At 38.3% G+C, this 25530-nt stretch carries 18 protein-coding genes and 1 riboswitch; of the genes, 11 read left to right on the forward strand and 7 right to left on the reverse strand.

Translation table 11 applies throughout. The annotated features are described in order from the left end of the window. Positions 1 to 27: 27 nt before the first annotated feature. The 4 genes from araA to F7984_RS02515 all read left to right on the forward strand — a co-directional run bounded on the left by araA (position 28) and on the right by F7984_RS02515 (position 6941). The gene (gene araA / locus F7984_RS02500) at positions 28 to 1446 is read left to right on the forward strand and encodes an L-arabinose isomerase (RefSeq protein ID WP_066108207.1); all 1419 of its coding nucleotides are present in this window, start codon (positions 28 to 30) and stop codon (positions 1444 to 1446) included. A 401-nt stretch (positions 1447 to 1847) separates the two neighbouring features. After that, positions 1848 to 3242: a sugar porter family MFS transporter gene (locus tag F7984_RS02505; RefSeq protein WP_066108204.1), complete on the forward strand. Its 1395-nt coding sequence runs from the start codon at positions 1848 to 1850 to the stop codon at positions 3240 to 3242. A gap of 186 nt (positions 3243 to 3428) precedes the next feature. Further along, positions 3429 to 4322, forward strand: a complete 894-nt coding sequence (locus tag F7984_RS02510; RefSeq protein WP_225983645.1) for a spermine/spermidine synthase domain-containing protein — start codon at positions 3429 to 3431, stop codon at positions 4320 to 4322. 237 nt (positions 4323 to 4559) lie between these two features. Next, positions 4560 to 6941 carry a polyprenyl synthetase family protein gene (locus tag F7984_RS02515; protein WP_140462164.1) on the forward strand — a complete coding sequence of 794 codons (2382 nt, stop codon included), beginning with the start codon at positions 4560 to 4562 and terminating at the stop codon, positions 6939 to 6941. A gap of 86 nt (positions 6942 to 7027) precedes the next feature. On the opposite strand, the gene F7984_RS02520 is transcribed toward F7984_RS02515, so the two are convergent. From F7984_RS02520 to F7984_RS02530, 3 genes are all read right to left on the reverse strand, one after another. Beyond that, complete coding sequence (locus F7984_RS02520; protein ID WP_225983646.1) at positions 7028 to 8524, reverse strand: peptide MFS transporter; 1497 nt, start codon at positions 8522 to 8524, stop codon at positions 7028 to 7030. Positions 8525 to 8729: 205 nt separating this feature from the next. Further along, entirely contained in the window at positions 8730 to 9098 is a 369-nt protein-coding gene (locus tag F7984_RS02525; protein ID WP_066108193.1) for a DUF779 domain-containing protein, read from the reverse strand. A 16-nt stretch (positions 9099 to 9114) separates the two neighbouring features. Continuing rightward, positions 9115 to 10635, reverse strand: coding sequence for an acetaldehyde dehydrogenase ExaC (locus F7984_RS02530; RefSeq protein ID WP_066108192.1), 1521 nt, complete (start codon positions 10633 to 10635; stop codon positions 9115 to 9117). A gap of 419 nt (positions 10636 to 11054) precedes the next feature. Here F7984_RS02530 and rbsK point away from each other — a divergent pair, with 419 nt between their 5' ends. From rbsK to adhP, 3 genes are all read left to right on the forward strand, one after another. Further along, the gene (rbsK, locus tag F7984_RS02535; protein WP_139892716.1) at positions 11055 to 11981 is read left to right on the forward strand and encodes a ribokinase; all 927 of its coding nucleotides are present in this window, start codon (positions 11055 to 11057) and stop codon (positions 11979 to 11981) included. Between the two features lie 273 nt (positions 11982 to 12254). Next, positions 12255 to 13304 (forward strand): 2,3-butanediol dehydrogenase, encoded by a 1050-nt coding sequence (locus F7984_RS02540; RefSeq protein WP_066108186.1) that lies wholly within the window; start codon positions 12255 to 12257, stop codon positions 13302 to 13304. A gap of 332 nt (positions 13305 to 13636) precedes the next feature. Next, complete coding sequence (adhP, locus tag F7984_RS02545; RefSeq protein ID WP_066108183.1) at positions 13637 to 14662, forward strand: alcohol dehydrogenase AdhP; 1026 nt, start codon at positions 13637 to 13639, stop codon at positions 14660 to 14662. Positions 14663 to 14783: 121 nt separating this feature from the next. On the opposite strand, the gene F7984_RS02550 is transcribed toward adhP, so the two are convergent. Beyond that, a complete protein-coding gene (locus tag F7984_RS02550) occupies positions 14784 to 16130 on the reverse strand; it encodes an amino acid permease (protein WP_066108180.1) in 1347 nt (448 codons plus the stop codon). 172 nt (positions 16131 to 16302) lie between these two features. Then, a riboswitch (glycine riboswitch) is annotated at positions 16303 to 16380 on the reverse strand. 511 nt (positions 16381 to 16891) lie between these two features. Further along, a complete protein-coding gene (locus F7984_RS02555) occupies positions 16892 to 17803 on the reverse strand; it encodes a DMT family transporter (RefSeq protein WP_140462165.1) in 912 nt (303 codons plus the stop codon). 345 nt (positions 17804 to 18148) lie between these two features. Here F7984_RS02555 and F7984_RS02560 point away from each other — a divergent pair, with 345 nt between their 5' ends. The 3 genes from F7984_RS02560 (at position 18149) to F7984_RS02570 (ending at position 22598) form a co-directional block, all read left to right on the forward strand. After that, entirely contained in the window at positions 18149 to 19933 is a 1785-nt protein-coding gene (locus F7984_RS02560; protein ID WP_139892712.1) for a sensor histidine kinase, read from the forward strand. Further along, entirely contained in the window at positions 19908 to 20642 is a 735-nt protein-coding gene (locus tag F7984_RS02565) for a LytR/AlgR family response regulator transcription factor (protein WP_139892711.1), read from the forward strand. Before F7984_RS02560 ends, F7984_RS02565 begins: the two co-directional genes overlap by 26 nt. 138 nt (positions 20643 to 20780) lie before the next feature. Further along, the gene (locus F7984_RS02570) at positions 20781 to 22598 is read left to right on the forward strand and encodes a carbon starvation CstA family protein (protein WP_139892710.1); all 1818 of its coding nucleotides are present in this window, start codon (positions 20781 to 20783) and stop codon (positions 22596 to 22598) included. A 65-nt stretch (positions 22599 to 22663) separates the two neighbouring features. On the opposite strand, the gene F7984_RS02575 is transcribed toward F7984_RS02570, so the two are convergent. Continuing rightward, entirely contained in the window at positions 22664 to 22939 is a 276-nt protein-coding gene (locus F7984_RS02575) for a CC/Se motif family (seleno)protein (RefSeq protein ID WP_140462166.1), read from the reverse strand. 126 nt (positions 22940 to 23065) lie between these two features. On the opposite strand from F7984_RS02575, the gene F7984_RS02580 reads away from it, so the two are divergent. Next, positions 23066 to 24007 carry a TRM11 family SAM-dependent methyltransferase gene (locus F7984_RS02580; RefSeq protein WP_139892708.1) on the forward strand — a complete coding sequence of 314 codons (942 nt, stop codon included), beginning with the start codon at positions 23066 to 23068 and terminating at the stop codon, positions 24005 to 24007. Positions 24008 to 24065: 58 nt separating this feature from the next. Here F7984_RS02580 and F7984_RS02585 read toward each other — a convergent pair whose 3' ends face one another. Then, positions 24066 to 25499, reverse strand: a complete 1434-nt coding sequence (locus F7984_RS02585) for a DHA2 family efflux MFS transporter permease subunit (protein ID WP_258188252.1) — start codon at positions 25497 to 25499, stop codon at positions 24066 to 24068. Between the last annotated feature and the right edge of the window lie 31 nt (positions 25500 to 25530).

Genomic DNA, 25530 nt, shown 5'->3' on the forward strand with positions numbered 1-25530 from the left:
CTATCAAACTACGAAAAGAGGATTATTATGTCTAAAGTAAAAGAGTTTTGGTTTGTCGTAGGTTCACAGCATCTATATGGGGAAGAAGCACTGGCGGAAGTCAAAGCACACGCACAAACGATGACGGATGCCTTAAATGAAAGCGGTATATTACCTTACCCGCTTGTATTGCAGGATTTAGCTGTAAGTGCAGATAAAATTACAAGCATTATGAAAGAAGTGAACTATCGTGATGAGGTTGCGGGCGTAATTACTTGGATGCATACCTTCTCACCAGCAAAAATGTGGATTCGCGGAACAAAATTATTACAAAAGCCATTGCTACATTTAGCAACGCAGTTTAACGAAAGTATTCCATGGGAAACCATTGATATGGACTTCATGAATCTGAATCAATCAGCTCATGGTGATCGTGAATATGGATTTATCAATGCGCGTTTGAAAAAGCAAAATAAAGTTGTAGTAGGTTACTGGAAACGTGCTGAAGTCCAAAAGCAAATAGCAGAATGGATGGATGTAGCGGTTGCTTATAACGAAAGCTTCAATATAAAAGTTGCTCGTTTTGGTGATAACATGCGTAATGTTGGAGTAACCGAAGGGGATAAGGTAGAGGCTCAAATTCAATTTGGATGGACTGTTGACTACTTTGGTATAGGCGATCTTGTTCAATATGTGAATGACGTTAAGGACGAAGAAGTGAACGATTTAATTGCTGAGTATGCGGAACTATATGAATTTGATTATGGCATATACAGCAAAGAAGATTGGGAAAAGAGCGTGAAGGTGCAAGCAAGCTATGAAATTGCCATTAAGCGTTTCCTTGATGATGGTGGTTACAATGCATTCACAACTAACTTTGAAGACTTATATGGCATGAAACAGCTTCCTGGCCTTGCAGTGCAACGTTTGATGGCCCAAGGATATGGATTTGCTGGTGAAGGGGATTGGAAGACTGCAGCCCTAGATCGCTTACTTAAAGTGATGAGCCATAACCAATCGACTGGATTTATGGAGGATTACACTTATGAACTAGCTGTTGGGCAAGAAGCTGCTCTTCAATCACATATGCTTGAAGTAGATCCAACATTAGCTTGCAACAAGCCAAAAATTGTCGTATCTCCATTAGGTATCGGTGATCGTGAAGATCCGGCTCGTTTAGTTTTCGATGGTAAGGCAGGAGATGGTGTTGTTGTTTCAATGGCTGACTTTGGTACACATTACAAGCTTTTGATTAATGAAGTTTCTGCTTTTGAGCCAACTGTTAAAGCACCTAATCTTCCAGTAGCACGTGTACTATGGGAAGTAAAGCCAAACTTCCAGGATGGGGTTAAAGCGTGGATTGAGAATGGCGGCGGTCACCATACAGTTGTTTCATTGAATCTGACAACAGATCAAATTATCACGTATGCAAAGCTTGTTGACTTAGATTATGTAGTTATTAGGTAATGGCTTTATCCTCCGAGGGGGCTTATGCTTTCTTGGAGGATAATAGATTATCCCAGAAGGTAGAATAAGATGCTTTTATTTGTAAGCGTGTTCTTTGTTTATATATATGAAAGCGTTTAAGATGAAGAAATAAAACTAAATGTTTTTGGATTCATTATATTTGATTCAAAAGTACCCTAATGCGTTATTCATTAAATTAAACAGAGCATCTCTATTATTAAATAGGCAACACCTACTATCATGTAAGACAAGCTATGAACGTAAATATTCTATTAAAAACTTACTGGTATTATAGCAATTTTGCAGGACTTGAAAACGCTTTTATATATGTTAAGGCTATTAATAGTCTTAGTGGTAGGATTTCTAGCAATATATTTTTGCACCTAGTGGAGGGAACATTCATGGTTAATGAAAAGAAAATATCAAGTCGCTTTATTTATTTCTTTGGAGCTTTTGCCGGCATTCTTTTTGGTTATGATATAGGTGTTATGACGGGAGCATTACCTTTTTTAGAAAGTGATTGGAGCCTCGAAGGAAGAGCTACCGCTATTGGTTGGATTACCTCTTCGGTAATGTTTGGAGCTATTTTTGGAGGTGTCGTAGCTGGTCAGCTGTCTGACCGTTTAGGACGACGCAAAATGATTTTAATATCTGCTGTCATTTTTGTTGTGGGATCCATATTGTCAGGCATAGCCCCCCATGATGGAATACTATTTTTGATTGTATCACGGATGTTTCTAGGACTAGCTGTTGGGGCTGCCTCTGCGTTGGTTCCAGCCTATATGTCGGAAATGGCGCCTGCAAAATTGCGCGGTCGTCTGTCAGGAATAAATCAAACCATGATCGTTTCTGGGATGTTGCTCTCATACATTGTTGATTATCTATTGAAAGACCTGCCAGAAACTATGGCATGGCGGATGATGCTTGGTTTGGCTGCAGTACCTGCTATCATCTTATTTTTTGGAATGTTAAAGTTACCTGAATCACCAAGATTTTTAATTAAGAATAATAAATTTGATGAAGCTCGTAAGGTATTGGGCTATATTCGTTCAAATAAAAAAGATATTGATGCTGAAATAAAACAAATTCAAGAAGCTGCAAAAGAAGAAAAAACGGTAAGTCAGAAAACGTCTTGGGGAACTCTCTTAAGTGGTAAATACCGTTACTTGGTCTTTGCGGGTGTAGGTGTAGCAGCTTTTCAACAATTCCAGGGTGCAAATGCCATCTTCTATTACATTCCTTTGATTGTGGAAAATGCTACGGGTCATGCAGCCAGTTCCGCGTTGATGTGGCCAATCATTCAGGGGATTATCCTCGTAATAGGTTCATTAGTATTCCTGGTCATTGCTGATAAATTTAAGCGCCGTACTTTATTAACAGTTGGCGGAACCATTATGGGACTCTCCTTTATTTTTCCGGCCATCTTAAACATACTAATTCCTAATGTGAATCCGATGATGATGGTTGTTTTTCTAAGTATCTATGTTGCGTTTTATTCATTCACATGGGCTCCTTTAACTTGGGTCATAGTTGGAGAAATATTCCCGCTAGCCATTCGCGGACGTGCGTCAGGATTAGCTTCATCATTTAACTGGATTGGTTCTTTCTTGGTCGGATTGCTTTTCCCAATCATGATTGCTTTTATGCCTCAAGAAGCTGTTTTTGCCATCTTCGGTGGTATTTGTTTACTGGGAGTCCTATTTATACGGACATGTGTTCCTGAAACTCGCGGTCGCAGTTTAGAGGATATAGAGAAAATTGGAGAAAGTAAACAGGCTAAGGCGAAAAGTGCATAAAAAGTAACATATTAATTGCTTATCGAAATGCAGTAAAGCTATACAGTAAGCAGTCCCTGATTTCTATACTGGAATCAGGGACTTTTTTTATTCATTCATTTATCTGAAGTGCCTGTGTTTACTTAAGGGGAATTCCAGTTTCATTGCTCCATCTCTATTTTTTCGCTATTATTTTACTATAACTCAATGAATACAGGTGAAGAAATGAAACCGAATGGTGGAGTAAAAGAAGATAATTATAAAGTGTTCGCATTGCTAAGCAATTATTTAAATAAGGCGCCCGATTTTGTTGATAGAGAAGAGATAAATGAGATTGTTCAGTATGGCGTATCTTATGAGCATGCATTTGCGGTCATTTTAGCGGCTGCTTTTGGATTGGATATTGTGGATAAGATGGATGATAAGAATCTATTCAACAATTACTTTAATGGAATGTTTTTTAAATTGGATGAAAAGGAATATTGCGAAAACCCTTATTATAAGAATATCAAGATCCCAACGTTGAAGATTGGTAATAGTGAACTAAAATATGAAAAGTATAAACCGTTTGAGGGTTTTGTATGCAATGATATTGTCAAAACAAAAGAAGGCAGGCAAATCCCGCAAATCGGTTTTTTTGAAACAGAATTTGAGTATCCAGCTATTTTAGAAAACGAAAGAATATGGATGACGGTAACGCCTAATGAAATCGAAACCATGAAAGAACCGATTGAGCAGGCGTTTGGAAATGTACTTACATATGGATTGGGACTTGGTTATTATACCTATATGATTTCTGAAAAAGAGAATGTTGACAGCATCACGGTAGTCGAAATGAATGAAGACGTGATTAACTTGTTCCAAACGTATATATTGCCGCAATTCAAAAACCATCAAAAGATTAAGATCATTAAAGCTAATGCCTTTGAATATGCTCAAAAATCTATGGCCAAGGGTCAATTTGATTTTGTTTTTACGGATTTATGGCATGATGTTTCGGATGGAATTGATATGTATTTAAAAATGAAGTTATTTGAAAAAAGATGTCCAAATACGATATTTACCTATTGGATTGAAAAATCAATTAAATGTTATTTATAAAACATGGATGAGAAATCCTCTTTCAAAGTTTGAAGGGGGATTTTTATAGTTAGTAAAGGTATGTTTTCCTGAAGAGTATATAAATAAGACGTTGGTCAGGGGCGATAATCGTTCACTGAGAAATAGGTCAAAAATACCACATTGTTTATTTTAGCTTTATGCTTATAAAGATGGTACTTTTGTATTAAGTGAGTAGGAAATTGTATAACCAAAAGAAAACAAGAGGTAGTTGAACTTATGAATGAGAAGGTCATAAATAATAGTGATAAATGTTATGTATTGGCTGAAGAGAAGGCTGAAAAGTATTTTGAATCCTTGCGTGCGCAGGTGATTGAAAAGAGCTATATCGATGCATTAACGAAAGATATTCAATCGTGGAAGCAGAATCATATTCGTCATCGATCCTTAGCTTCCCTTTTTGCTCATAAAAATAAAAAAACAACAAATAAGGAGTATCATCAGTATATAAGCTGGTTGAATAAGAGAGGGAAACTGGAGCAGTATCTTCATCGAAGTATTTCATATATCTATCTGAGAGATTTGGGCAAAGCCCTGGACAAGCCTGAAACACAAACTAAAATCAAACAAGTCGTGGATACGCTCATCTCTCAATTAGTTACAGATAAATTTGAAGAAGCTAGTGAGTTTGATTTGTTTAGTACACACGGTTTGTACAGATGGGGCCAAAAGGAGAATATCGAGTCAACAGTCATCTGGCTATTCGACAAGCTAAGAATCGTGTCATCCTCTATACCGAATGGAATGGATGCCGAAAATGCCCAACGTAAATTAATCAAAATCATAGGTGGAGTTATGATGCACGTTAGGGAAGAGATGGGCTCTGATATTTCCCCGGAGGAACGGGCACAGAAACTTGATGAAGCCATTCGGCTAGGATATTCCTATGGTCTGACCTATCCTTTTATAGATGATTTACTAGATGCAAATGTTTTATCCGATGAGGAGAAAAAGCAGTTTTCAACTATCATTAGAATGACGCTTATAAATGGGACAGTCCCAGAAATAGACGAGTGGTCTGGTAAAAATGAAGAACTTATCCGGTTTATTCATTCAGAACTGAAGGAAGCATTCGAGTATATTAAAGGTTGCCAAAGCCCTGAAAATTCCAGGATATTTTTCGACCAGGCGTATGTGTTTTTTCATTCACAGGAAGTAGACCGAGTTAAAGAGTTAACAAATGAACATTACACCAATGAAGATTTGTTTATTCCAATCATATTAAAATCATCATCTTCACGATTGATCGTTCGTTCTGTTATTAGTGCACCAGAGGATGAAGGGTTTAACAAACGCACGTTTTACTATGGAATATACAATCAATTGGCAGATGACTTTGCGGATTTATTTGATGATATGGATGCAGGAGCGGTCACTCCATATACGTATTATCTAACCTATCATGATAAGCGTCCTGACCTTATTAACCCATTCGAATTATATTGGACGGTTATTTTCAACTTGATTCATCATGTATATGATTCTGATCCACATGCTTGTGAGGTCATACTAGATCGAGCAATTAATGGCCTAAAAAGAAATAAAGAACGATTAGGTACTAAGCAGTATGATGAATTGATGAATTTATTAACAGCAAATATGCCGACATTTAATCGCCTTATCCAAACGATGGTTCAGAAAGCAGATGATGTGGATTTCTTTGATAAATTGCTCCGAGATCATATCCTTTCCAATATGAGAAAGGATCGTCAAGAGGAAAGCGAATTTGCTAACACAATAAAGAGCATTCGTCAGGAGATTAATCAATATCTGCCTATTAATCAACTAGAATCTACACTTTTGACGAATGATCCAATCATTGATGCGGCAAATTACAGTCTTGAAGGTGATGGAAAGAGGCTAAGGCCAATCGTGACCTGGATGATGGGAGTCAGGGAGTATGGGCTGGATTCTACAGCGATTGTGCCGCTTCTTAAATCCCTGGAATATATGCATACGGCATCTCTTATTCTCGATGATCTGCCATCTCAGGATAATGCGCCTATTCGAAGAGGCCGTGCTACCTTGCATACGGTCCATAATACAGGAATAGCAGAAATAACTTCAGTATATCTTATTCAGAATGCTATGAAGGAACAAGCATCACTGAAACAGTTTGATGCTGCGTCTGTTCTACAGTTAATTCGATATTCATCCCAGGTAGCCATGGATATGTGCAGAGGGCAGGCAATGGACTTGGAATCGAAAGGGAAAATGCTGACTTTAGAGGAATTAAACACGCTTTCCTTCTACAAAACAGGAATCGCATTTGAGGCATCACTCATTATGCCTGCCATTCTTGCTCAAGTAGGGGAATCCGAGATAGAGAAGTTAAAAAAATTCGCCCATCATGCCGGAATCGCATTTCAAATTAAAGATGACTTGCTTGATCTGGAGGGGGATGACCTTTTACTTGGAAAACCAGTCGGACAGGACAAAGAGAATAATAATTCTACATTTGTATCAGTTCTTGGCAGGGAGGGTGCTCGTAAAGTAATGTGGGATCATTACTGCTATGCTATGGAAGCTATTGTACAGATTTCACCGAAGAGTTCATTTTTAAAGCACTTATTGAATTATATGGTGAACAGACAGCGCTAAAGTGGTTATCTGTTCGCTGCCTTATAGCAGAGAACATCCAGAACATAAAAATGCCCCCGGTTTTAAAACCAGGGGCATCTTTTTTCTTATTTAACGCCTCTCATGTATTTTTGGATGGTTGGTGAGATGAAGTAAATAATAATTGAACATAGAATTGCGAATCCACCGATTAATCCAAAATACAGGAGTTCCGTTTCCGTACTATAAAGTTTTACAAGCTGTGCATTTATGGCCTGTGCAACAGCACTAGCGAGGAACCATAGGCTCATCGTTTGAGCGGAGAATGCAGCAGGTGCCAATTTAGTTGTAGCAGATAAACCAACAGGAGATAGACAAAGCTCTCCAAGTGTGACGATTAGATAGCTCAATATGAGCCAATAAGGACTGACAAGTGAGTCACCGCCACTTAGGTATCCTGGTACAAGCATCACGATAAAAGATAGACCCGCTAATAGCAAGCCAATTGAAAATTTTCTGGAAGTTGAAGGCTGCTTATCCCCTAGCTTCATCCATAACCAAGCTGCAACTGGTGCAAAGATGATTACGAAGAGGGCAGGCATTGCCTGTAGCACACCCGGTGCGATTTTAAAGCCTAACAAAGTTAAATTAGTTCTCTCTAAAGCATAAATATTCAGTAAATTAGAGCCTTGTTCATAAATAGCCCAGAAGATAACTGCTGACAGGAATAATGGAATATAGGCAAGTAATCTTGATTGTTCTTCTGCAGTTGTTTTAGAGCTTTTGTACATCCAAACAAAGTAAACGACTGGTATAATAACTGCCAAAATAGTTACGAGTAAAACAAATCGATCAATGGTTAGCCAACCGATTGTAATCAGAGCATAGAAAAGGACAATTAATAGAGCAATTGTTACCCCAAAATAAAGAGCAAATTTCTTTTTGCCTTCAGGGCTTAATGGATTAGGTGGCTGTGTTCCAATGGTGCCCAGATTTTTCTTTTTCGTAATAACAAATACGATTAATCCAAGAAACATACCTACAGCAGCAGCTGAAAAACCTGCATGGTAGCTATCGTAATGCCCGCGTAATCCTTCTACAACAAATGGAGCTATAAAAGCACCTAAATTAATCCCCATATAGAAGATACTGAATCCTGAGTCCCGGCGATTGTCGGCCTTTGTATATAAGTCACCAACAACACTGGAAATGTTCGGCTTTAGCAATCCGGTACCAATGATAATTAAGAACATACTGGCAAAAAAGGCTTCAGCCCCGAGCGGTAATGCCAGAACAACATGACCAAGCATAATAAAAACTCCACCGTAGAATACGGTTCTGCTTGTCCCAAGTAAACGGTCTGCAACCCATCCACCGATAATACCTGATAGATAGACTAAAGATCCATAGATTGCAGCAATTGACATGGCTGTGGTTTGATCAAACCCCAGTCCGCCCTTGCTAACTTCAGCGTATAAGTAGAGGACCAGGATGGCCCGCATTCCATAATACGAAAAACGTTCCCAAAACTCTGTGAAAAATAATGTGAAAAGTCCTTTAGGGTGTCCGAAAAAACCTGTGTTCGGAATGCCTGGAACACCCGACTGTTTGTTTAATTTAACCAAAAATTCTCTCTCCTTTAGCATGATGTAGTACAATATACCATTTTATTTTAGATTAACTAAAAAATCAAAATTGAGAGACTATAATTTTGTTTATTTAATAGAAATATGTCGAAAAATGTTAGATTATGTGTGATAAATAAAGAAGAATAAATAATGTTTAATAGAAAATGCCCCAAAGTTATTGATAACTTTGGGGCATTTTTATTTAGGCTTCTATTTGATTTTTTAGTTTTGCATATTCTTCATCAGAGAATACTCGTGATTTCGTAATGAAATGACAATCTTCTATACTATCAAGTGAAAAGGCTGCTCCTCTTCCATCAGTAGCATCTAGGATCAATTGAGTATGTTTCCAGTACTCATATTGCATCTTATGGATATAAAACGGTGCTCCTCCAATGGAACCGAGGTATACATCAGAATCCCCCGTTTTAAAATCATCTTCCTTATAACACATGGGAGCAGATCCATCACAGCAGCCTCCGGATTGGTAAAACATAATAGAGCCGTGAGTTCTTTTTAATGAATCTATTAATTGAAGTGCCTCTTCGGTTGCTACGACACGTTCTACCATTTTAGAGTCACTCCTTTTAGAAGAAACCTTGAGCATTTTTATCATAGCTTACTAACAAACATTTTGTTTGTTGGTAATGATCTAACATCATAGCATGGTTTTCACGGCCGATACCGGATAATTTGTAACCGCCGAAAGCAGCACCTGCTGGATATTGATGATATGTGTTTGTCCATACACGACCAGCTTGTATCGCACGGCCGGCACGGTAAGCAAGATCTCCACTGCGGGACCATACACCGGCACCTAATCCGTACAAGGTATCATTTGCAATTTCCATTGCTTCGTCAAAATCTTTGAAAGTCGTTACACTAAGAACTGGACCAAAGATTTCTTCCTGGAATATACGCATTTTGTTATGACCTTTGAAAACAGTCGGTTTAATATAGTTACCATTTTTAAGGTCTTCACCAAGGTCATTTTCTTCTCCGCCAATTAAACATTCAGCACCTTCTTCTTTGCCGAGTTTAATGTAGGATAAGATTTTTTCTTTTTGTTCATTTGAAGCCTGTGCGCCCATCATAACTTCTGTGTCAAGTGGGTTGCCAATCTTAATAGCTTTCACACGCTCTAATGCACGTTCCATAAATTTATCATAGATTGATTCCTGGATTAATGCACGGGAAGGGCATGTGCAAATTTCACCGGAGTTTAGAGCAAACATCACTAAGCCTTCGATTGCTTTATTTAAAAATTCATCATCTTTGTCTATTACATCTTCAAAGAATACGTTAGGTGATTTACCGCCAAGCTCCAATGTGACAGGAATAATGTTTTCAGTAGCATATTGCATTATTTGGCGTCCCACTGCTGTAGAGCCAGTAAAGGCAATCTTCGCAATACGTGGATTTGTTGCAAGTGGTTTCCCTACTTCAATACCAAAACCATTTACGATGTTCAGAACACCCGCTGGGAGTATATCCTGAATTAACTCAACAAGAACCATAATGGATGCAGGAGTTTGTTCAGCTGGTTTTAATACGATGCAGTTACCTGCTGCTAATGCCGGGGCAATCTTCCAGACAGCCATTAGAATTGGGAAATTCCAAGGAATGATTTGACCAACAACACCAAGTGGTTCTTGGAAGTGGTAAGCTACTGTATCATTATCTAATTGAGTAGTTCTTCCTTCTTGTGTACGAATGGCACTTGCGAAATAACGGAAGTGATCAATTGCCAAAGGAACATCAGCATTCAATGTTTCACGTACTGCTTTCCCGTTATCCCAAGTCTCAGCTACTGCGAGCATTTCCAGGTTTTCTTCTAAACGATCTGCAATTTTATTTAAAATACGTGCACGTTCAGCAGTAGAAGTTTTCCCCCAAGCTTCTTTTGCTGCATGTGCCGCATCTAATGCTAATTCAATATCTTCAGCAGAAGAACGAGCAGCCTTTGTAAAAACTTCTCCAGTTACCGGAGATTTATTTTCAAAGTATTGACCTTTAACAGGTGCAACCCATTTTCCGCCAATAAAGTTATCGTATTTCTCTTTGAAATGCACAACTGCGCCTTCTGTATTTGGATTTGCATAAATCATGTTGATATCTCCCCTATGTTCGTATTGAAAACTCTTAAATGTAAAGTTTTGATGCCATTTTGGAATAAAAATACACCAGTAAAGCGTTTTCTATACTATTATTTGTCTAATTTGATAAAATTTCAAATAATATGACTGTGAATATAGGAGAAATATGATGTATAAGTGTAGTATAGAAATAGGAAAAAAATGTGTCTTCCATTACTCGTTACTAGATAGATAAATTTTGCAGGTTATCTATTACATCTAAAGAGAATTATTCACCCATGAATGGAACAAGAGATTGGAGACAGGCTGTTTAATTTTACTAACAGCAACCAACAGATACGGGCGCTCTTATTCTGCCGAAATGCAGCGCTGCAAAAAAAAATGATCTATATTTAATTCAGTCGGCAAGAGAAAAATAAGGTGGTAATAGCATGGATATTGCGGTGATAGGATCCAATATGGTCGATCTAATTTCCTATATTGATAGAATGCCAGAAGAGGGAGAAACACTTGAAGCACCTAGCTTTTCAATGGGGTGTGGAGGAAAAGGGGCCAACCAGGCAGTGGCAGCTGCAAAACTGGGCTCCAAGGTCATGATGGTTACGAAGGTAGGCGATGACATTTTTGCAGATAACACCATTCAAAATCTTAAACGCTATGGAATTGATACAGAATTTACGAATAAGGTCCCCGGAAGCAGCAGCGGGGTCGCACCAATCTTTGTAGATTCGGATTCCAAAAATCGTATTTTAATCATTAAAGGGGCCAATCAGTACCTTTTACCTGAGGATGTCGATAAAGCGGCCGAAAAGCTCAAGACATGTTCTTTAATTATTCTTCAGTTAGAAATCGCGCTCGAAACCGTTTATCGGGCGATAGAATTTGGGAACGAGCATGGGATTCCTGTTATTCTGAATCCTGCTCCTGCTACCAAAAATTTGGATTTCAATTATGTATGCAAATGTGACTTTTTTGTTCCCAATGAAAGTGAACTGGATATCTTGACTGGCATGCCTGTTTCAACGATTGAGCAAATTAAAGCTGCTGCAGTCAGCCTGATAGATAAAGGAGTTAAAAATGTTATCGTGACGATGGGAAGCCGAGGCGTGATGTGGATAACCGATAGAGGAACGCAAATCGTTGATTCATTCAAGGTTGATGCTGTAGACACAACGGGGGCCGGAGACGCATTCATCGGCTGTTTCGCCTATAATTATATTCAGAATGGGGATATTGTCCAATCGATAAAAATGGCTAATGCCTTTGCAGCATTAAGTGTCACAAAACGTGGTACACAGAATTCTTATCCAAGTATGGATGAAGTTAAGTTGTTTTTAAGCAAAAGAATTGAAGCGTAAGCAGGATTTTAATTAAAACTTGGTTTTTAGTGAATTAAAGGATGGCTCTTAGTGATGGAGTCATCCTTTAATATTTAAGTTATTTTACACAAATATATGACTAAGATATTTTTAGGGGTTATTAAGATTACCTTTCTATTGTTCAAGTGTTTGTCATAAAAACAAATATAATTCAGATTAATCAGTTAATAAATTTGTTATCAATCGATATAATGATATAATAAAAGTGTTCTGTATTATGCGTTTCTAACAAAATTTTAGGAGATGACCAATATGAAAGCACTCAGATGGTACAATGCTAAAGATTTAAGGTTAGACAATTTAGAGGAACCTACTGCCAAAAAGGGAGAAGCAAAAATTAAAGTTGAATGGTGCGGTATTTGTGGAAGTGACTTACACGAATATACAGCCGGTCCAATTTTTATCCCAACCGAAGAGCCACACCCATTGAGTAAGGAGAAAGCTCCGATTGTAATGGGACATGAATTTTCTGGACAAGTTGTAGAGGTTGGCGAAGGCGTAACCAGAGTCCAAGTTGGTGACCGTGTTACAGTTGAGCCCGTCTACTCCTGTGGAAAATGCGAAGCTTGTAAACAAGGAAAATATAATCTATGTGAGCTAATGGGCTTTTATGGTTTAGCAGGAGGCGGTGGAGGATTCTCTGAATACGCTTCTATACCGGAACATATGTTACATAAGCTGCCTGAAAATGTTTCATTTGAACAAGGGGCACTCGTAGAACCTTCAGCTGTTGCTGTACACGCTGTTAAACAAAGTAAACTTAAAGTTGGCGATAAAGCAGCGGTATTTGGAACAGGACCAATTGGTTTATTAGTTATTGAAGCGTTAAAAGCAGCTGGTGCGGCTGAAATTTATGCAGTAGAATTATCAGAACAACGCAGGCAAAAAGCAGAAGAACTTGGTGCTATTGCTATCGATCCGAATCAGGGTGATGTCGTTGAACAATTAACTAAATTGACAAATGGCGGTGTTGACGTTTCATATGAAGTAACAGGAGTACCGATTGTTTTAAAACAAGCTATTCATTCAACTAAATTTAATGGTGAAACGATGATTGTTAGTATTTTTGAAAAAGAAGCGTCTATTCATCCAAACGATATTGTTATGAAAGAACGTACAATCAACGGTATTATTGGATACCGTGATATATTTCCTGCTGTTATCAATTTAATGGCTCAGGGCTACTTCCCAGCTGACAAACTCGTTACCAAACGAATTAAGTTGGATGATGTGATTGAAGAAGGCTTTGAAGGTTTATTAAACGAACGAAATCATATTAAAATATTAGTAAAAGCTGAATAATCATTGTACAAATGCAAATATGATAATCATATATAGAAACTAAAATGGCCTTCTCTTCAAATGGAATGGCCATTTTAGTGTTTATGGATTTATTAGTAAGAAAGCAACACGTGGTGTATTGGATTTTGAGGTGTATTATACATTTCTGAGTATACAATTCTGCTAAAACACGTAATTTAGTCGTATTTGTGGAAGTTAGTTGGAGATGTATATATTTTAATAATCTGAATATATAAAATCGTTCAATATGTATTTACTTTGCTAACTATTATAATTATAATAAGTATGTGAAACATTGAGCAAGTTAATATGCATACGGAGGATTGATTGGAATGAAAGCAGCTGTAGTGAGTGCAAAGAATCCTGGTAAAGTAGAATTAGTTGAAAAGGAGCTTCCTAAGTTAAAACCCGGTCAAGCTTTAGTTGATGTAGAATATTGCGGAGTATGTCATACAGACTTGCACGTAGCAAAAGGTGATTTCGGTGCAGTTCCGGGAAGAATTCCTGGACATGAAGGAATCGGCATTGTGAAAGAAATTGCAGACGACGTTACAAGTTTAAAAGTAGGAGATCGTGTCAGCATTGCCTGGTTCTTTAAGGGATGCGGAACTTGCGAATACTGTGTGACGGGAAATGAAACCTTCTGCCGCAGCGTACAAAACGCCGGCTTCACGGTTGATGGAGCAATGGCTGAGCAATGTATCGTAGAAGCGGACTATGCAGTTAAAGTACCTGAAGGTCTTGATCCAGCTCAAGCGAGCAGTATTACATGTGCAGGGGTAACTTGCTACAAAGCAATTAAAGTTTCTGATATTAAACCTGGTCAATGGATTGCTATCTATGGCTGTGGTGGATTAGGTAACCTTGCGATCCAATATGCGAAAAATGTATTCAATGCAAAAGTAATTGCAGTGGATATTAATGATGATAAATTGGCATTGTCCAAAGAAGTAGGAGCAGATCTTGTATGTAACCCATTAACAGATGGAGATGCAGGTGAGTGGATTCAGGAGAAAGTTGGAGGAGCTCATGCTGCAGTTGTTACAGCTGTTTCCAAAGTTGCCTTTAACCAGGCTGTTAACTCTGTTCGTGCCACTGCTAAAGTTGTTGCAGTAGGATTACCTCCTGAAACAATGGATTTGGCTATCGTGAAAACCGTATTGGATGGTATTCAAATCGTTGGTTCCTTAGTTGGTACACGTAAGGATTTAGAAGAGGCTTTCCAATTTGGAGCAGAGGGCAAAGTAGTGCCAATCGTTGAAACAAGATGCTTGCATGAAGTAAATGATATTTTTGAAGAAATGGAAGCAGGTAAAATCCAGGGCCGTATGGTCATCGATATGCACAAACACGAATAATTCCAATCAATAACCTTAAGTAATAAACCTCAAGCAGAATACTATAGAAAAAAATGCACTCCAATTGTTAAGTGTAATCTAACAACTGGAGTGCATTATTATTTTTGCTTTTGCTCTATTATCATAATCTCTTCTTTTTATGATAGTTATATAAAATGAACAATAAGACAAACCATAATGGTGTAAGCAGCATTGCTAAGCGTGTTTCCGCAGCAATGAGCATTACAATCAGTATGAAAGCAAACATACCTAGGATTACATAATTTATAGCTGGTGTTAATGGAGCTTTGAATGTAGATTTAGCTCTTAAATCAGGTCTTGTTTTTACATATTTGATATGCGAGATTAAAATAATGCTCCATACCCAAATGAAACAGATGGCGCTGATTGTTGTGACGATTGTAAAGGCCTGCTCTGGTATCAGCTTGCTAAGCAGTGCACCGACAGAAACTACAATAGTAGAAGTTAATAATGCATTGCTCGGTACATGGTGTTTATTTAATTTGCCAAGTTTTTTTGGTGCTTCATTATGATTGCTTAAGTTGTACATTATCCGGCTGGTTGAGAATAAACCGCTGTTTGCAGCAGAGGCTGCCGATGTTAATACAACAAAGTTGATAATACCTGCCGCCATTGGAATCCCGATTAAGGCGAAGACACCTACAAATGGGCTGCTTGTCGCACTTAATTGATCCCAAGGATTGATGCATAAAATAACAAATAAGGCACCTACATAAAACAGTAAAATCCGTACCGGGATTTTGTTGATAGCAGATGGAATGTTTTTTCGTGGATTAGCTGTTTCAGCAGCAGATACACCAATAAGTTCAACTCCGACGAAGGAGAAGACAACCATTTGCAGTGATAGTAAGAACCCTGATATTCCATTCGGGAACATGCCGCCATGATTCCAAAGGTTAGAAACAGAAACAGTTCCGCTATCTGTTTCAAATCCAATCACAAGCAGTACGATTCCTACGACAATTAGTGCAACAATAGTGACGACTTTAATAATCGCAAACCAGAATTCCAACTCACCAAACAGTTTGACGGTTAATAGATTTAATCCTAATAGAATTACTAAACAGATGATGGCAGGCACCCATTGCGGGATATCAAACCAGTATTGTGTATATAAACCAACAGCGATAATATCAGCCATGGCTGTCATAATCCAGCAGAACCAATACGTCCAGCCAGTCACAAATCCAGCCCATGGACCCAAATATTCAGCTGCGAAATCGATAAATGATGTATGATTTGTATTGGATAAAAGTAATTCACCCAGTGCTCTCATAACAAAAAATAGAGCTACTCCGATAATCAGATAAGAAAATAAGATGGATGGACCGGCTAAATGAATGGATTTTCCGGAGCCTAAAAATAAGCCGGTTCCAATTGTGCCCCCAATTGCTATTAATTGTACATGACGATTTTTTAAATCCCTTTTTAACTCTTGCTTAGCCAAGTTGCATGCCCCCGTTTAATCTTAGATGTCTAAAACAGGCACCTAGTAAAATAGATATTTATCATTTTTCTCGCTTGATTTAGATACTATGTCTCACCTCACTATTGATATTGGAAAATAAAAAAAGAGATTGGTTGTCTCCAATCTCTAAAAGGGCAAGAATAACAAAAATCGTTACCATTCTGTCCTTTTGCCTGAGATTGTGAATCCTTCGGCGCTGTATAAATACAGTCTCTCCAGAAGCTGCTCCCGCCATAGTTTTATCCACAGCGATCAAAGCGTGCTATATTAAATTATCAATTATCAGAGTATGTTACCTTATTAACATAATTCTGAAAAAATGTTATGGAAAAAATGCTATCACTAAATTATTATGTTGTCAAACTAAGTACATGTAATTAAATGATTTGTTGAAGCATATGGAAGAGACCAAGATTTACTTGAAATATATTTAACCCATATGCTTTTGAACAATCAATTAATGATACTAAACAAGCTTCAGTTCTGATAAACCATTACAATAAGTATTAAATAGTAAAGAAAGGTACTAGGTCTCTCTCTTTTTTTGTTTACTAATTTAAACATCTTGAGGAGTATTCCTTCAGATATATAAGCATGGCAGTGAGGTTAAGGGGAAGGCCAGAATCGAAAGCTCTCTTTTTCATGTTTATCTTAGCAGTAGCACAATTCATTCTGAAAAAAAGACCAAATCCATAAGGGATTTGGTCTTTAATCTACATTATTAAAAGGCAAATTCAAATTTAGAGTTCATCCGCTATCCCCAGCAGGATAATACCGAAGATAACAACTGCGATGATCATGTATTGTTTTTTAGTCAGCTTCTCTTTTAGGAAGATTCGTGACAGGATAATTGAAAAGATACTGTAAGAAGCAATCAATGGTGCTGCGATAATTGCATAGCCTGATGCCATGGCAAATACGTAGAAAAATTGACCAATCGTTTCCAAAATAGCTGCTATCCCTTTATCGCGCTCTTTAAATACATGGAAGGATTCCTTCTTTATAAAGCGAAGATAGATAAAACATACGGCAGCGCATAGGAAAAAGGTATATTCATACGCAAGTAAAGCTGAATTTTCGCTGATTAGATTCAATTCATCCAGATAGATGGCATCCGCAAATGTAGCAAGTCCATCAATAATGCAATATAAAATTGGGAAGATAATAGCCAAGAAACCAATTTGGTATTTTTTATCGATATGCTCGGAATTCAGTCGACGAACTTCATCTTCTGCTCTTTTTTCCAGAACGGCAATTCCCACAATCCCAAGAGTGATAATGATAATCCCAAGTACTTCAATGATACTTAGCTCATGAGTGAAAAAGATGAAGAGCAGAATGCTTGTTACGACACCTGAGGAATTCTGTATTGGTGAGGCGATAGACAATTCAATATAGCGCAAACCAATATACCCAAATGCCATGGAAAGGATGTATAAAGAAGATACTGGTAAATAATGAATCATCTCCATTGGATTGAACTGTATATCTTTTATAATCATATAGGCTGTTGCATGAATTCCCATGACAAGACCAACCATGATGATAATTTTAATATGGCTGTACTTGTCGTTGCTGTCTGATCCCTTTTTATAAAATAGGTCAGCACCACCCCATGCTAAAGCTGTTAGTAGTGAAAAAATAAACCACATAACGATTCTCCTTGTTGAAGTTTAATAAGCTTTCTGAACCCCGTATAACAAGACATACAGAATCGTTTACTCAAGTGAGAAGACGTTACTGCTGCTATTGCAAAACGGAGAGCAGAGCTGTGAATAAAAATGAATTTTAATAGAGTCACAGAGTCAAGAATATAATTTCATTGTAAACTGTGTCAAGGGATTTAAAGGATGAAACTATAATAGAAGTGTGCATTTAATATAACAATAGTAATGAAAGGGCTATCTTTTTGTTTTTCTTAATTTTTCAAATATAATAAAGGGAGAATTAACAATTATAGAAGAGGATGGAAAGTTCGCTAACCAGGGGAGATGGCTATGTTAGATTTAGTCCCAATTATGCTTGAAAAGGTAGGCATTATTGTCATTGTAGCCTTTTTAATTTCTAAAATGAATTCCTTTCGCCAAATCATTCACCCAGACCATAATCTAAATGAGCAGTTGAAATTATTTCTATTATTCGGCATGTTTGGGGTTATTAGTAATTATACTGGAATAGAAGTTTATCATTCTATGGTTGAAGAGAATAGATGGCTTTCAGCTATTGGAGAAGATAGTGCCATTGCTAATACAAGAGTGATGGGTGTTGTGATAGGCGGATTATTGGGAGGTCCCGTTGTTGGAGGAGGAGCTGGTCTGATAGCCGGTATACACCGTTATACATTGGGAGGGTTTACAGCCTTTTCCTGCGCCCTTTCTACCATCCTGGCCGGAATATTGGCAGGGTATATAGGCAACAGAAGAAAAAGGAGCGGGGGTCAGATAACTCCTTTGTTTGCTGCAGGAATTGGGATGTCCCTCGAAGCTTTGCAAATGGTGATTATCCTTGCGACTGCCAAACCTCTTGAGCATGCATGGAGCCTCGTGCAGTTTATCGGTTTACCAATGATCACCATGAATGGATTCGGAACACTATTATTTATGCTGATCGTTCAGTCTATAAAACGTGATGGGGAGATAGCGCGTGCGAATCAAACCAATCAGGCATTTTTAATTGCGGACCAGACTCTTCCGCATTTTCGACAGGGCTTAAACACCCAATCATGCAAAGAAATATCAAAAATTATGCTTAATTTAACCGATGCAGATGCTGTCTCTATCACGGATGAACATTTGGTTCTTGCACATTTGGGGGCAGCCTCCGATCATCATAAACCTGGCGTGAAGCCGAGTACTGGGCTGACTAAAAAAGTACTTGAATCAGGATATGTTTCAATAGCCAAATCGAAGGAGGAAATCGAGTGCAGGCATAAGGACTGTCCGCTCGTAGCTGCCATCGTCCTCCCTTTAAAAGTGAAGGGGGAAATCTCTGGAACTTTAAAATTGTATTATACAAAGCCGGATAAATTAGACAGAGTTCAGCAGCAGTTAGCAGAGGGGCTGGCTAATTTATTTTCAACTCAGCTTGAGCTGGCAGAAGCGGAACGGCAGGCGAGGCTTTTAAAGGATGCTGAGATTAAAGCCCTGCAGGCTCAGATTCATCCACACTTCTTATTTAATAGTTTAAATACGATATCTGCCTTATGCCGGACTGATCCTGATAAAGCTCGTAAACTACTATTGGAATTAAGTTTATTTTTTCGAGGCAATTTACAAGGAGCCAGACAGTTGCTGATCCCGTTAGAAAAAGAGCTGGAAAATGTAAAAGCCTATTTATCTTTAGAGCAAACACGTTTTCCTCATAAATATGAAGTTAATTTTGATATAGAGAATGGATTAGAAAATGTATTGATTCCCCCATTTTTATTGCAGCCTTTGGTAGAGAATGCGATTCATTATGCATTTCCACAAAGAAAACAGTTTGGGAAAATTAATATACAAGTGTGCTCAAATGGCAATTATATGAGAATGATTGTTGCGGATAATGGACAGGGGATTGTGGAAGAAAGATTGAAAAGTCTGAGCAAGCAGGTTGTACCGTCAGCCGGTGGAAACGGTACAGCCATTTTTAATATTAGTGAACGCTTAAAAGGTATTTATAATAACCAAGCCCATTTTAAGGTTGATAGCAAAGTGGGTGAGGGCACCACTGTTAATATCTTAATCCCGCTGGAAAGTAAAGGAGGTGACGAGCAGGATGCTGCGAGCCTATGTAGTGGATGATGAACCATTAGCCAGGGACGAATTAAAATATTTACTAGCAAGAAGCAGAGAAGTGGAGGTCTTGGGTGAAAGTGATTGTATAGAAGATGCATTACATGATATTCCACTGTTAAAGCCGGATATTGTCTTCTTAGATATTGAATTAGCGGGAGAGAACGGATTACATTTAGCCGCTAAACTAGAAGGACTGAACCCGGTTCCAGCTATCGTTTTTGCGACTGCCTATGACGAGTATGCTCTTCAGGCTTTTGACGTAAATGCGGTAGATTATCTTTTGAAACCCTTCAGTGAAGAACGTATTCATAAGATGCTGGACAAAGTTAAAAAGCTTCATTTACACACAAAGGAGCCTGGAAAAGTAGATACCAGTAATCTTCAATGTAAGGGAAAAATAGCTGTTATGACAGAAGAAAAAATTATATTGCTTACATGCAATGATATCGTATTCCTAGAATCATACGAAGGAAAGTGTAAAATCCGGGCTGTTAATCATCTTTATAAAGTAAGTGAGGCACTGATTGGATTGGAAAAAAAATTGCCCCGGACACAGTTCTTTCGGGTACATCGGAGCTATCTTGTGAATATCGATCATATCGTGGAGATATTACCATGGTTTAATTCAACCTATAACTTACGTATGTCGGATGGTTCCGAGGTTCCAGTCAGTCGAACCTATGTAAAGGAACTGAAACAATTACTAGGATTATAGGATTGATTTGCTATTCATTAGTTGTAAGTTGTAATTCATCCCATTTATTTTGCGGTTCATTTTGAAAATGAGGTGTAAGTGTTTTCATTTGATACTATGATAGTATAATACGTATGCAAAAAAAGGGGGAACACTAAAATGAATGCGATTACAATTGTTATCGGCTCGATTTGTATCCTTTTAATAGCCTATCGTTTGTATGGGACATTTATGGCGGCAAAGGTGTTGAAATTATCTAATGATAAACCAACACCAGCTGAAAAGCTTGAGGATGGTCAGGACTATGTGCCAACAAATAAATGGGTGGTATTTGGACACCATTTTGCAGCCATTGCTGCTGCAGGCCCATTGGTTGGTCCGATTTTGGCAGCTCAGTTTGGTTATTTACCCGGACTGATTTGGCTATTGGTTGGGGCAGTAATTGGAGGAGCAGTTCATGATACAGTTGTGCTCTTTGCCTCTATGCGCCGCGATGGTAAATCATTATCCGAGGTAGCAAAAGAAGAACTTGGGCCTGTAGCGGGATTCTGTACTGGATTGGCCATGCTATTCATTATCACAATTACGATGGCAGGTTTGTCATTGGTTGTACTTGGAGCACTTGAAAGAAACCCATGGGGTACATTTGCGGTAGGGATTACAATTCCGATTGCGATGTTAGTGGGAATCTATCATAAAAAGACAGGGAATTTAAAAGTCCCGACGACCGTTGGATTTATCTTAATTATGCTAGCAATTTTCTTTGGTCCACAAATTCAGGGAACATGGTTAGGCGATTTCTTAACGCTTGAAAAGAGCACTCTTGCTATTATTTTACCAGTCTATGCCTTTTTCGCTGCTGCACTTCCTGTTTGGTTATTGCTTGCACCACGTGATTATTTAAGTACATTCATGAAAATAGGAGTTTTCGCAGCACTTATTATTGGTGTATTTATCGTTAACCCTTCAGTTGAGTTTCCTGCTATTATTCCAGATTTCATTAACGGTGGAGGACCAATTGTGGCCGGCCCAGTATGGCCGTTTATTTCAATCACAATTGCCTGTGGTGCCATTTCAGGTTTCCATGCTTTTGTTGGTTCAGGTACGACTCCGAAAATGGTCAGCCGTTGGAGCGATATTAAAGGCATAGCCTTTGGTGCGATGTTAGTAGAATGTTTAGTGGCTATTATGGCATTGATTGCTGCAGTTGCTCTTCAGCCTGGTGATTATTTTGCGATAAACTCATCACCTGAGGTCTATTCAACATTAGGAATGGAAACAGTCCATTTAGATAGATTGGAAGAAGCAGTAGATATGGACCTTGAAGGAAGAACAGGTGGAGCCGTAACACTTGCTGTTGGTATGACGGAAATCTTCACCAGTGTACCATTCTTCCAACACTTAGCTTCCTATTTCTATCAATTCGTAATTCTGTTTGAGGCGGTATTTATTTTAACAGCGATTGATTCAGGAACCAGGGTTGCCAGATATCTCATCCAGGACTTCTTCGGAGACTTTATTAAACCTTTGAAACGAACAGATTCTCTTGGGGCTAACATTTTTGCCAGTGCATTAGCCTGCTTTATTTGGGGATATCTATTATTCTCTGGAGATATCAGTTCCGTCTGGGCACTGTTTGGAGTATCCAACCAGTTGATGGCGTCAATCGGATTGATTGTCGGAGCTACAGTTGTTTTGAAAATTGCAGAGAAACGCTGGTATATGCTGACATGCTTAGTCCCATTGGCGTATCTATATGTTACGGTTAATGTGGGTGGATTCTGGATGATTAAGAATGTCTATTTGAATCCGGATGCAGGTGGATATAATGTATTGAACGGTGTTCTATCCATTATCATGCTTGCGTTAGGTGTAGTGATTATGGTGGCTTCCATCATGAAATGGATTAATCTATCCAAAATACCACAAGCAGAATTGGTTAAACAGTCAGAGGAAGAACTGATGAAAACGATGTGAAAAATTAGCAGGTAAAGGGTCCGAATAAATGGTCTCTTTACCTGTTTTTTATGTTTAAAAGCGAATTATTGAAGCTTAACGGAGAGGGATTTTAGGAAAGGAATGCCCGATAATGTAAGAATCAGTTTTTCCTTTTTTCGTACATTTTTATGAATATAAAATAATACTTGATCGGATGTAATTTGATAATAATGATTCAGAGTTTTAGGTTTACCAGGCAATGCTACAAGTTCTTGAACACCGGGTCCGCAGCAGGCTTTAACATCCAACGTTTTAATGGTTACTTGATCTCCTTTTGATGAAATCCACTTTTTTGATTCTTCGTCCATTTCAATAATCATTTTTGGTGCCTCCTTCAAGTGAGGTATATTCTTAACTATAATGGATGGGATTTTAGTTTCCTATAAAAATGCATTATAATAGAGTGATATAAGCTTTTTATAGATTGTTGAAGAGAATACAACAGAATGGGATTGGTGGAGCCAATTTTTATATACACATATGCATGCAGTTCAGAGGAAGAACCTTTATGCAAAATGGAATTCAGGGCGTTGTTTGATATGAATCCTGATGATTTTGTTTTTAAAAGTACAAGAAAAGTCGATCCAAGCCGAAGTCCCTTTATTAGGGAAAGAATAGAAGTACTGACCGAAGGGGATAGTTTGGAGGCCCTTTATCACAAGGCAGACAAACTTTCCTTCCCGGATCAGACATTCAAAACAATCTTTGTGAAAACGAATGATCTAGAGGATAAAGTTAGCTTTAGTCAACGAAGAAAGATTGAACGGGAAATCGGATTAAAAATCCAGGGTGAAGCTGATTTGGAGAAGCCGGATATCGTTCTTGGCATCATTACTTGCGGCGGTAAATGGTATGTAGGTATTTATGAAAAAAATGAAGCGATCTGGTTGCATCATCAGAAGAAACCACGAGAGTATTCGACAGCTCTCAGTACTAGAATGGCAAGAGCAGTTGCTAATATCGCGGTTCCCAACCCTGTTGGTGTGAAAGCGATTGACCCATGCTGTGGAATTGGGAATGTATTGGTAGAAGCCTTGTCGATGGGGATTACGATATGTGGACGTGATATCAAGCCATTGCCAGCTATTGGCGCCAGAGAAAATGTAGCTCATTTTGGATATAGCTGTGATATTGCAATAGGGGCAATTGAGGAAGTTACCGACTATTACGATGCAGCTATTATTGATTTACCCTATAATTTATGCCATACAGCGAGCCCGGAGGAACAATTATCCATTTTAACGCATGCCAATCGCATTGCAGACAGAATTGTTGTTGTTACCGGGGAACGAATTGATGACATGATTAAGGAAGCTGGCTTAACTATACAGGATCGATGTCAAGCGAAGAAGATTGGGTTTACAAGAGAGATTTTGTTATGTAATTAGATTAATAAATAAAAAAGAGGGTGGCACCGATTTTGCCACCCTCTTATTCTATATACTTTTAAACATCTACACGCTTAACGAAGAAAGAAACTACCAGTCCGATTATGGAGGCAATTAACGCAAATAGAAAGGCGTTTTGCACACCGGCTGTCAAAGCTTCAGAGGCAGCAAGCGGATTATTGGGGTCAGCCGTAGCCAAATAGCTTGCCTGGCCAGCGGACATGATGCTGACAGCAATAGCCGTACCGATCGCTCCGGCAATTTGTTGAAGTGTATTCATGACCGCAGCTCCATCAGGGTAATACTGTCTTGGCAACTGGTTTAAGCCATTTGTTTGCGAAGGCATCATAAGCATGGCAACCCCAATAAACATACATGTGTGTAAGATGATAACTGTTAGTTGTGAAGTTTCAGTTGATATATTAGTAAATAAGTAAGTAAATATGGTTGTTAATATAAAACCTGGGATAACCAAATATTTTGGCCCGAAGGTATCAAATAATTTCCCCGTAATTGGTGACATAATTCCATTCACAATACCGCCAGGCAATAAGACAAGGCCGGCTGCAAAAGCTGACAATAACATTCCGCCCTTTAAGTACATAGGCAATAGGATTGATGAGGATAAGATGATCATCATACCCAAGAATACCATTAAAAGTCCAATAGAGAACATAGGGAACTTAAATACGCGTAAATTCAGCATTGGCTGTTCCATTTTAAACTGGCGGAATGAGAATAGGATTAGGCTGAGTACCCCAACAATGATCGGTAAAAGAACTGCTGGGTCGCTCCATGAGCCAGCACCCTCCCCGGCACTGCTGAAACCAAAGACGATTCCTCCAAAACCAATGGATGAAAGAATAATAGAAAGAATATCTATCTTGGGTTTTGTGATGGTTGATACATTTTGCATATAGATGAGACCATATACGAATGTAAAAATTAGCAAAGGTAAGCATAGCCAGAAAATTGATTGCCAACCCAGACTGTCTACGATTAATCCTGATAGGGTTGGACCAACAGCAGGTGCAAACATAATGACAAGCCCCATCATCCCCATAATTGTTCCGCGTCTATGAGGTGGGAAAATAACCAAAATAACATTTGTCATTAATGGAAGTAAGAGACCTGTTCCTATAGCCTGGATGACACGGGCTAGAAGGAGTATTTCAAAATTAGGTGCCAAAGCTCCTACTAATGTTCCTGCAATAGAAAAAATGAGGGAGGCACTGAATAGTTGTCTGGTAGTAAACCATTGAAGAAGCAATGCTGTTACAGGCACAAGAATACCAAGTACTAGTAAGTAGCCGGTTGTTAACCATTGAACGACATGTGGTTCAATGCGAAAGTCCTCCATAATATTGGTGAATGCCATATTTAAGGCAGTTTCACTAAAGAGTCCGATAAAAGCACCAATCATTATAGCAATCACGATTGGAAGTGGCTTAATCTGCTTATTTTCTAAGTTTGTAGCATGATTATTACTCAAATAATATTCCCCTTTCATTATGTATAATTAC

This window comes from Pradoshia sp. D12, assembly GCF_008935075.1.
Lineage (GTDB): Bacteria > Bacillota > Bacilli > Bacillales > Pradoshiaceae > Pradoshia.

Bases quoted from the DNA above. Each gene is read 5' to 3' on its own strand.
- araA (WP_066108207.1), top strand. From the start codon at position 28: ATGTCTAAAGTAAAAGAGTTTTGGTTTGTCGTAGGTTCACAGCATCTA.
- F7984_RS02505 (WP_066108204.1), top strand. From the start codon at position 1,848: ATGGTTAATGAAAAGAAAATATCAAGTCGCTTTATTTATTTCTTTGGA.
- F7984_RS02510 (WP_225983645.1), top strand. From the start codon at position 3,429: ATGAATACAGGTGAAGAAATGAAACCGAATGGTGGAGTAAAAGAAGAT.
- F7984_RS02515 (WP_140462164.1), top strand. From the start codon at position 4,560: ATGAATGAGAAGGTCATAAATAATAGTGATAAATGTTATGTATTGGCT.
- F7984_RS02525 (WP_066108193.1), bottom strand. From the start codon at position 9,098: ATGGTAGAACGTGTCGTAGCAACCGAAGAGGCACTTCAATTAATAGAT.
- F7984_RS02530 (WP_066108192.1), bottom strand. From the start codon at position 10,635: ATGATTTATGCAAATCCAAATACAGAAGGCGCAGTTGTGCATTTCAAA.
- rbsK (WP_139892716.1), top strand. From the start codon at position 11,055: ATGGATATTGCGGTGATAGGATCCAATATGGTCGATCTAATTTCCTAT.
- F7984_RS02540 (WP_066108186.1), top strand. From the start codon at position 12,255: ATGAAAGCACTCAGATGGTACAATGCTAAAGATTTAAGGTTAGACAAT.
- adhP (WP_066108183.1), top strand. From the start codon at position 13,637: ATGAAAGCAGCTGTAGTGAGTGCAAAGAATCCTGGTAAAGTAGAATTA.
- F7984_RS02555 (WP_140462165.1), bottom strand. From the start codon at position 17,803: ATGTGGTTTATTTTTTCACTACTAACAGCTTTAGCATGGGGTGGTGCT.
- F7984_RS02560 (WP_139892712.1), top strand. From the start codon at position 18,149: ATGTTAGATTTAGTCCCAATTATGCTTGAAAAGGTAGGCATTATTGTC.
- F7984_RS02565 (WP_139892711.1), top strand. From the start codon at position 19,908: ATGCTGCGAGCCTATGTAGTGGATGATGAACCATTAGCCAGGGACGAA.
- F7984_RS02570 (WP_139892710.1), top strand. From the start codon at position 20,781: ATGAATGCGATTACAATTGTTATCGGCTCGATTTGTATCCTTTTAATA.
- F7984_RS02575 (WP_140462166.1), bottom strand. From the start codon at position 22,939: ATGATTATTGAAATGGACGAAGAATCAAAAAAGTGGATTTCATCAAAA.
- F7984_RS02580 (WP_139892708.1), top strand. From the start codon at position 23,066: ATGGGATTGGTGGAGCCAATTTTTATATACACATATGCATGCAGTTCA.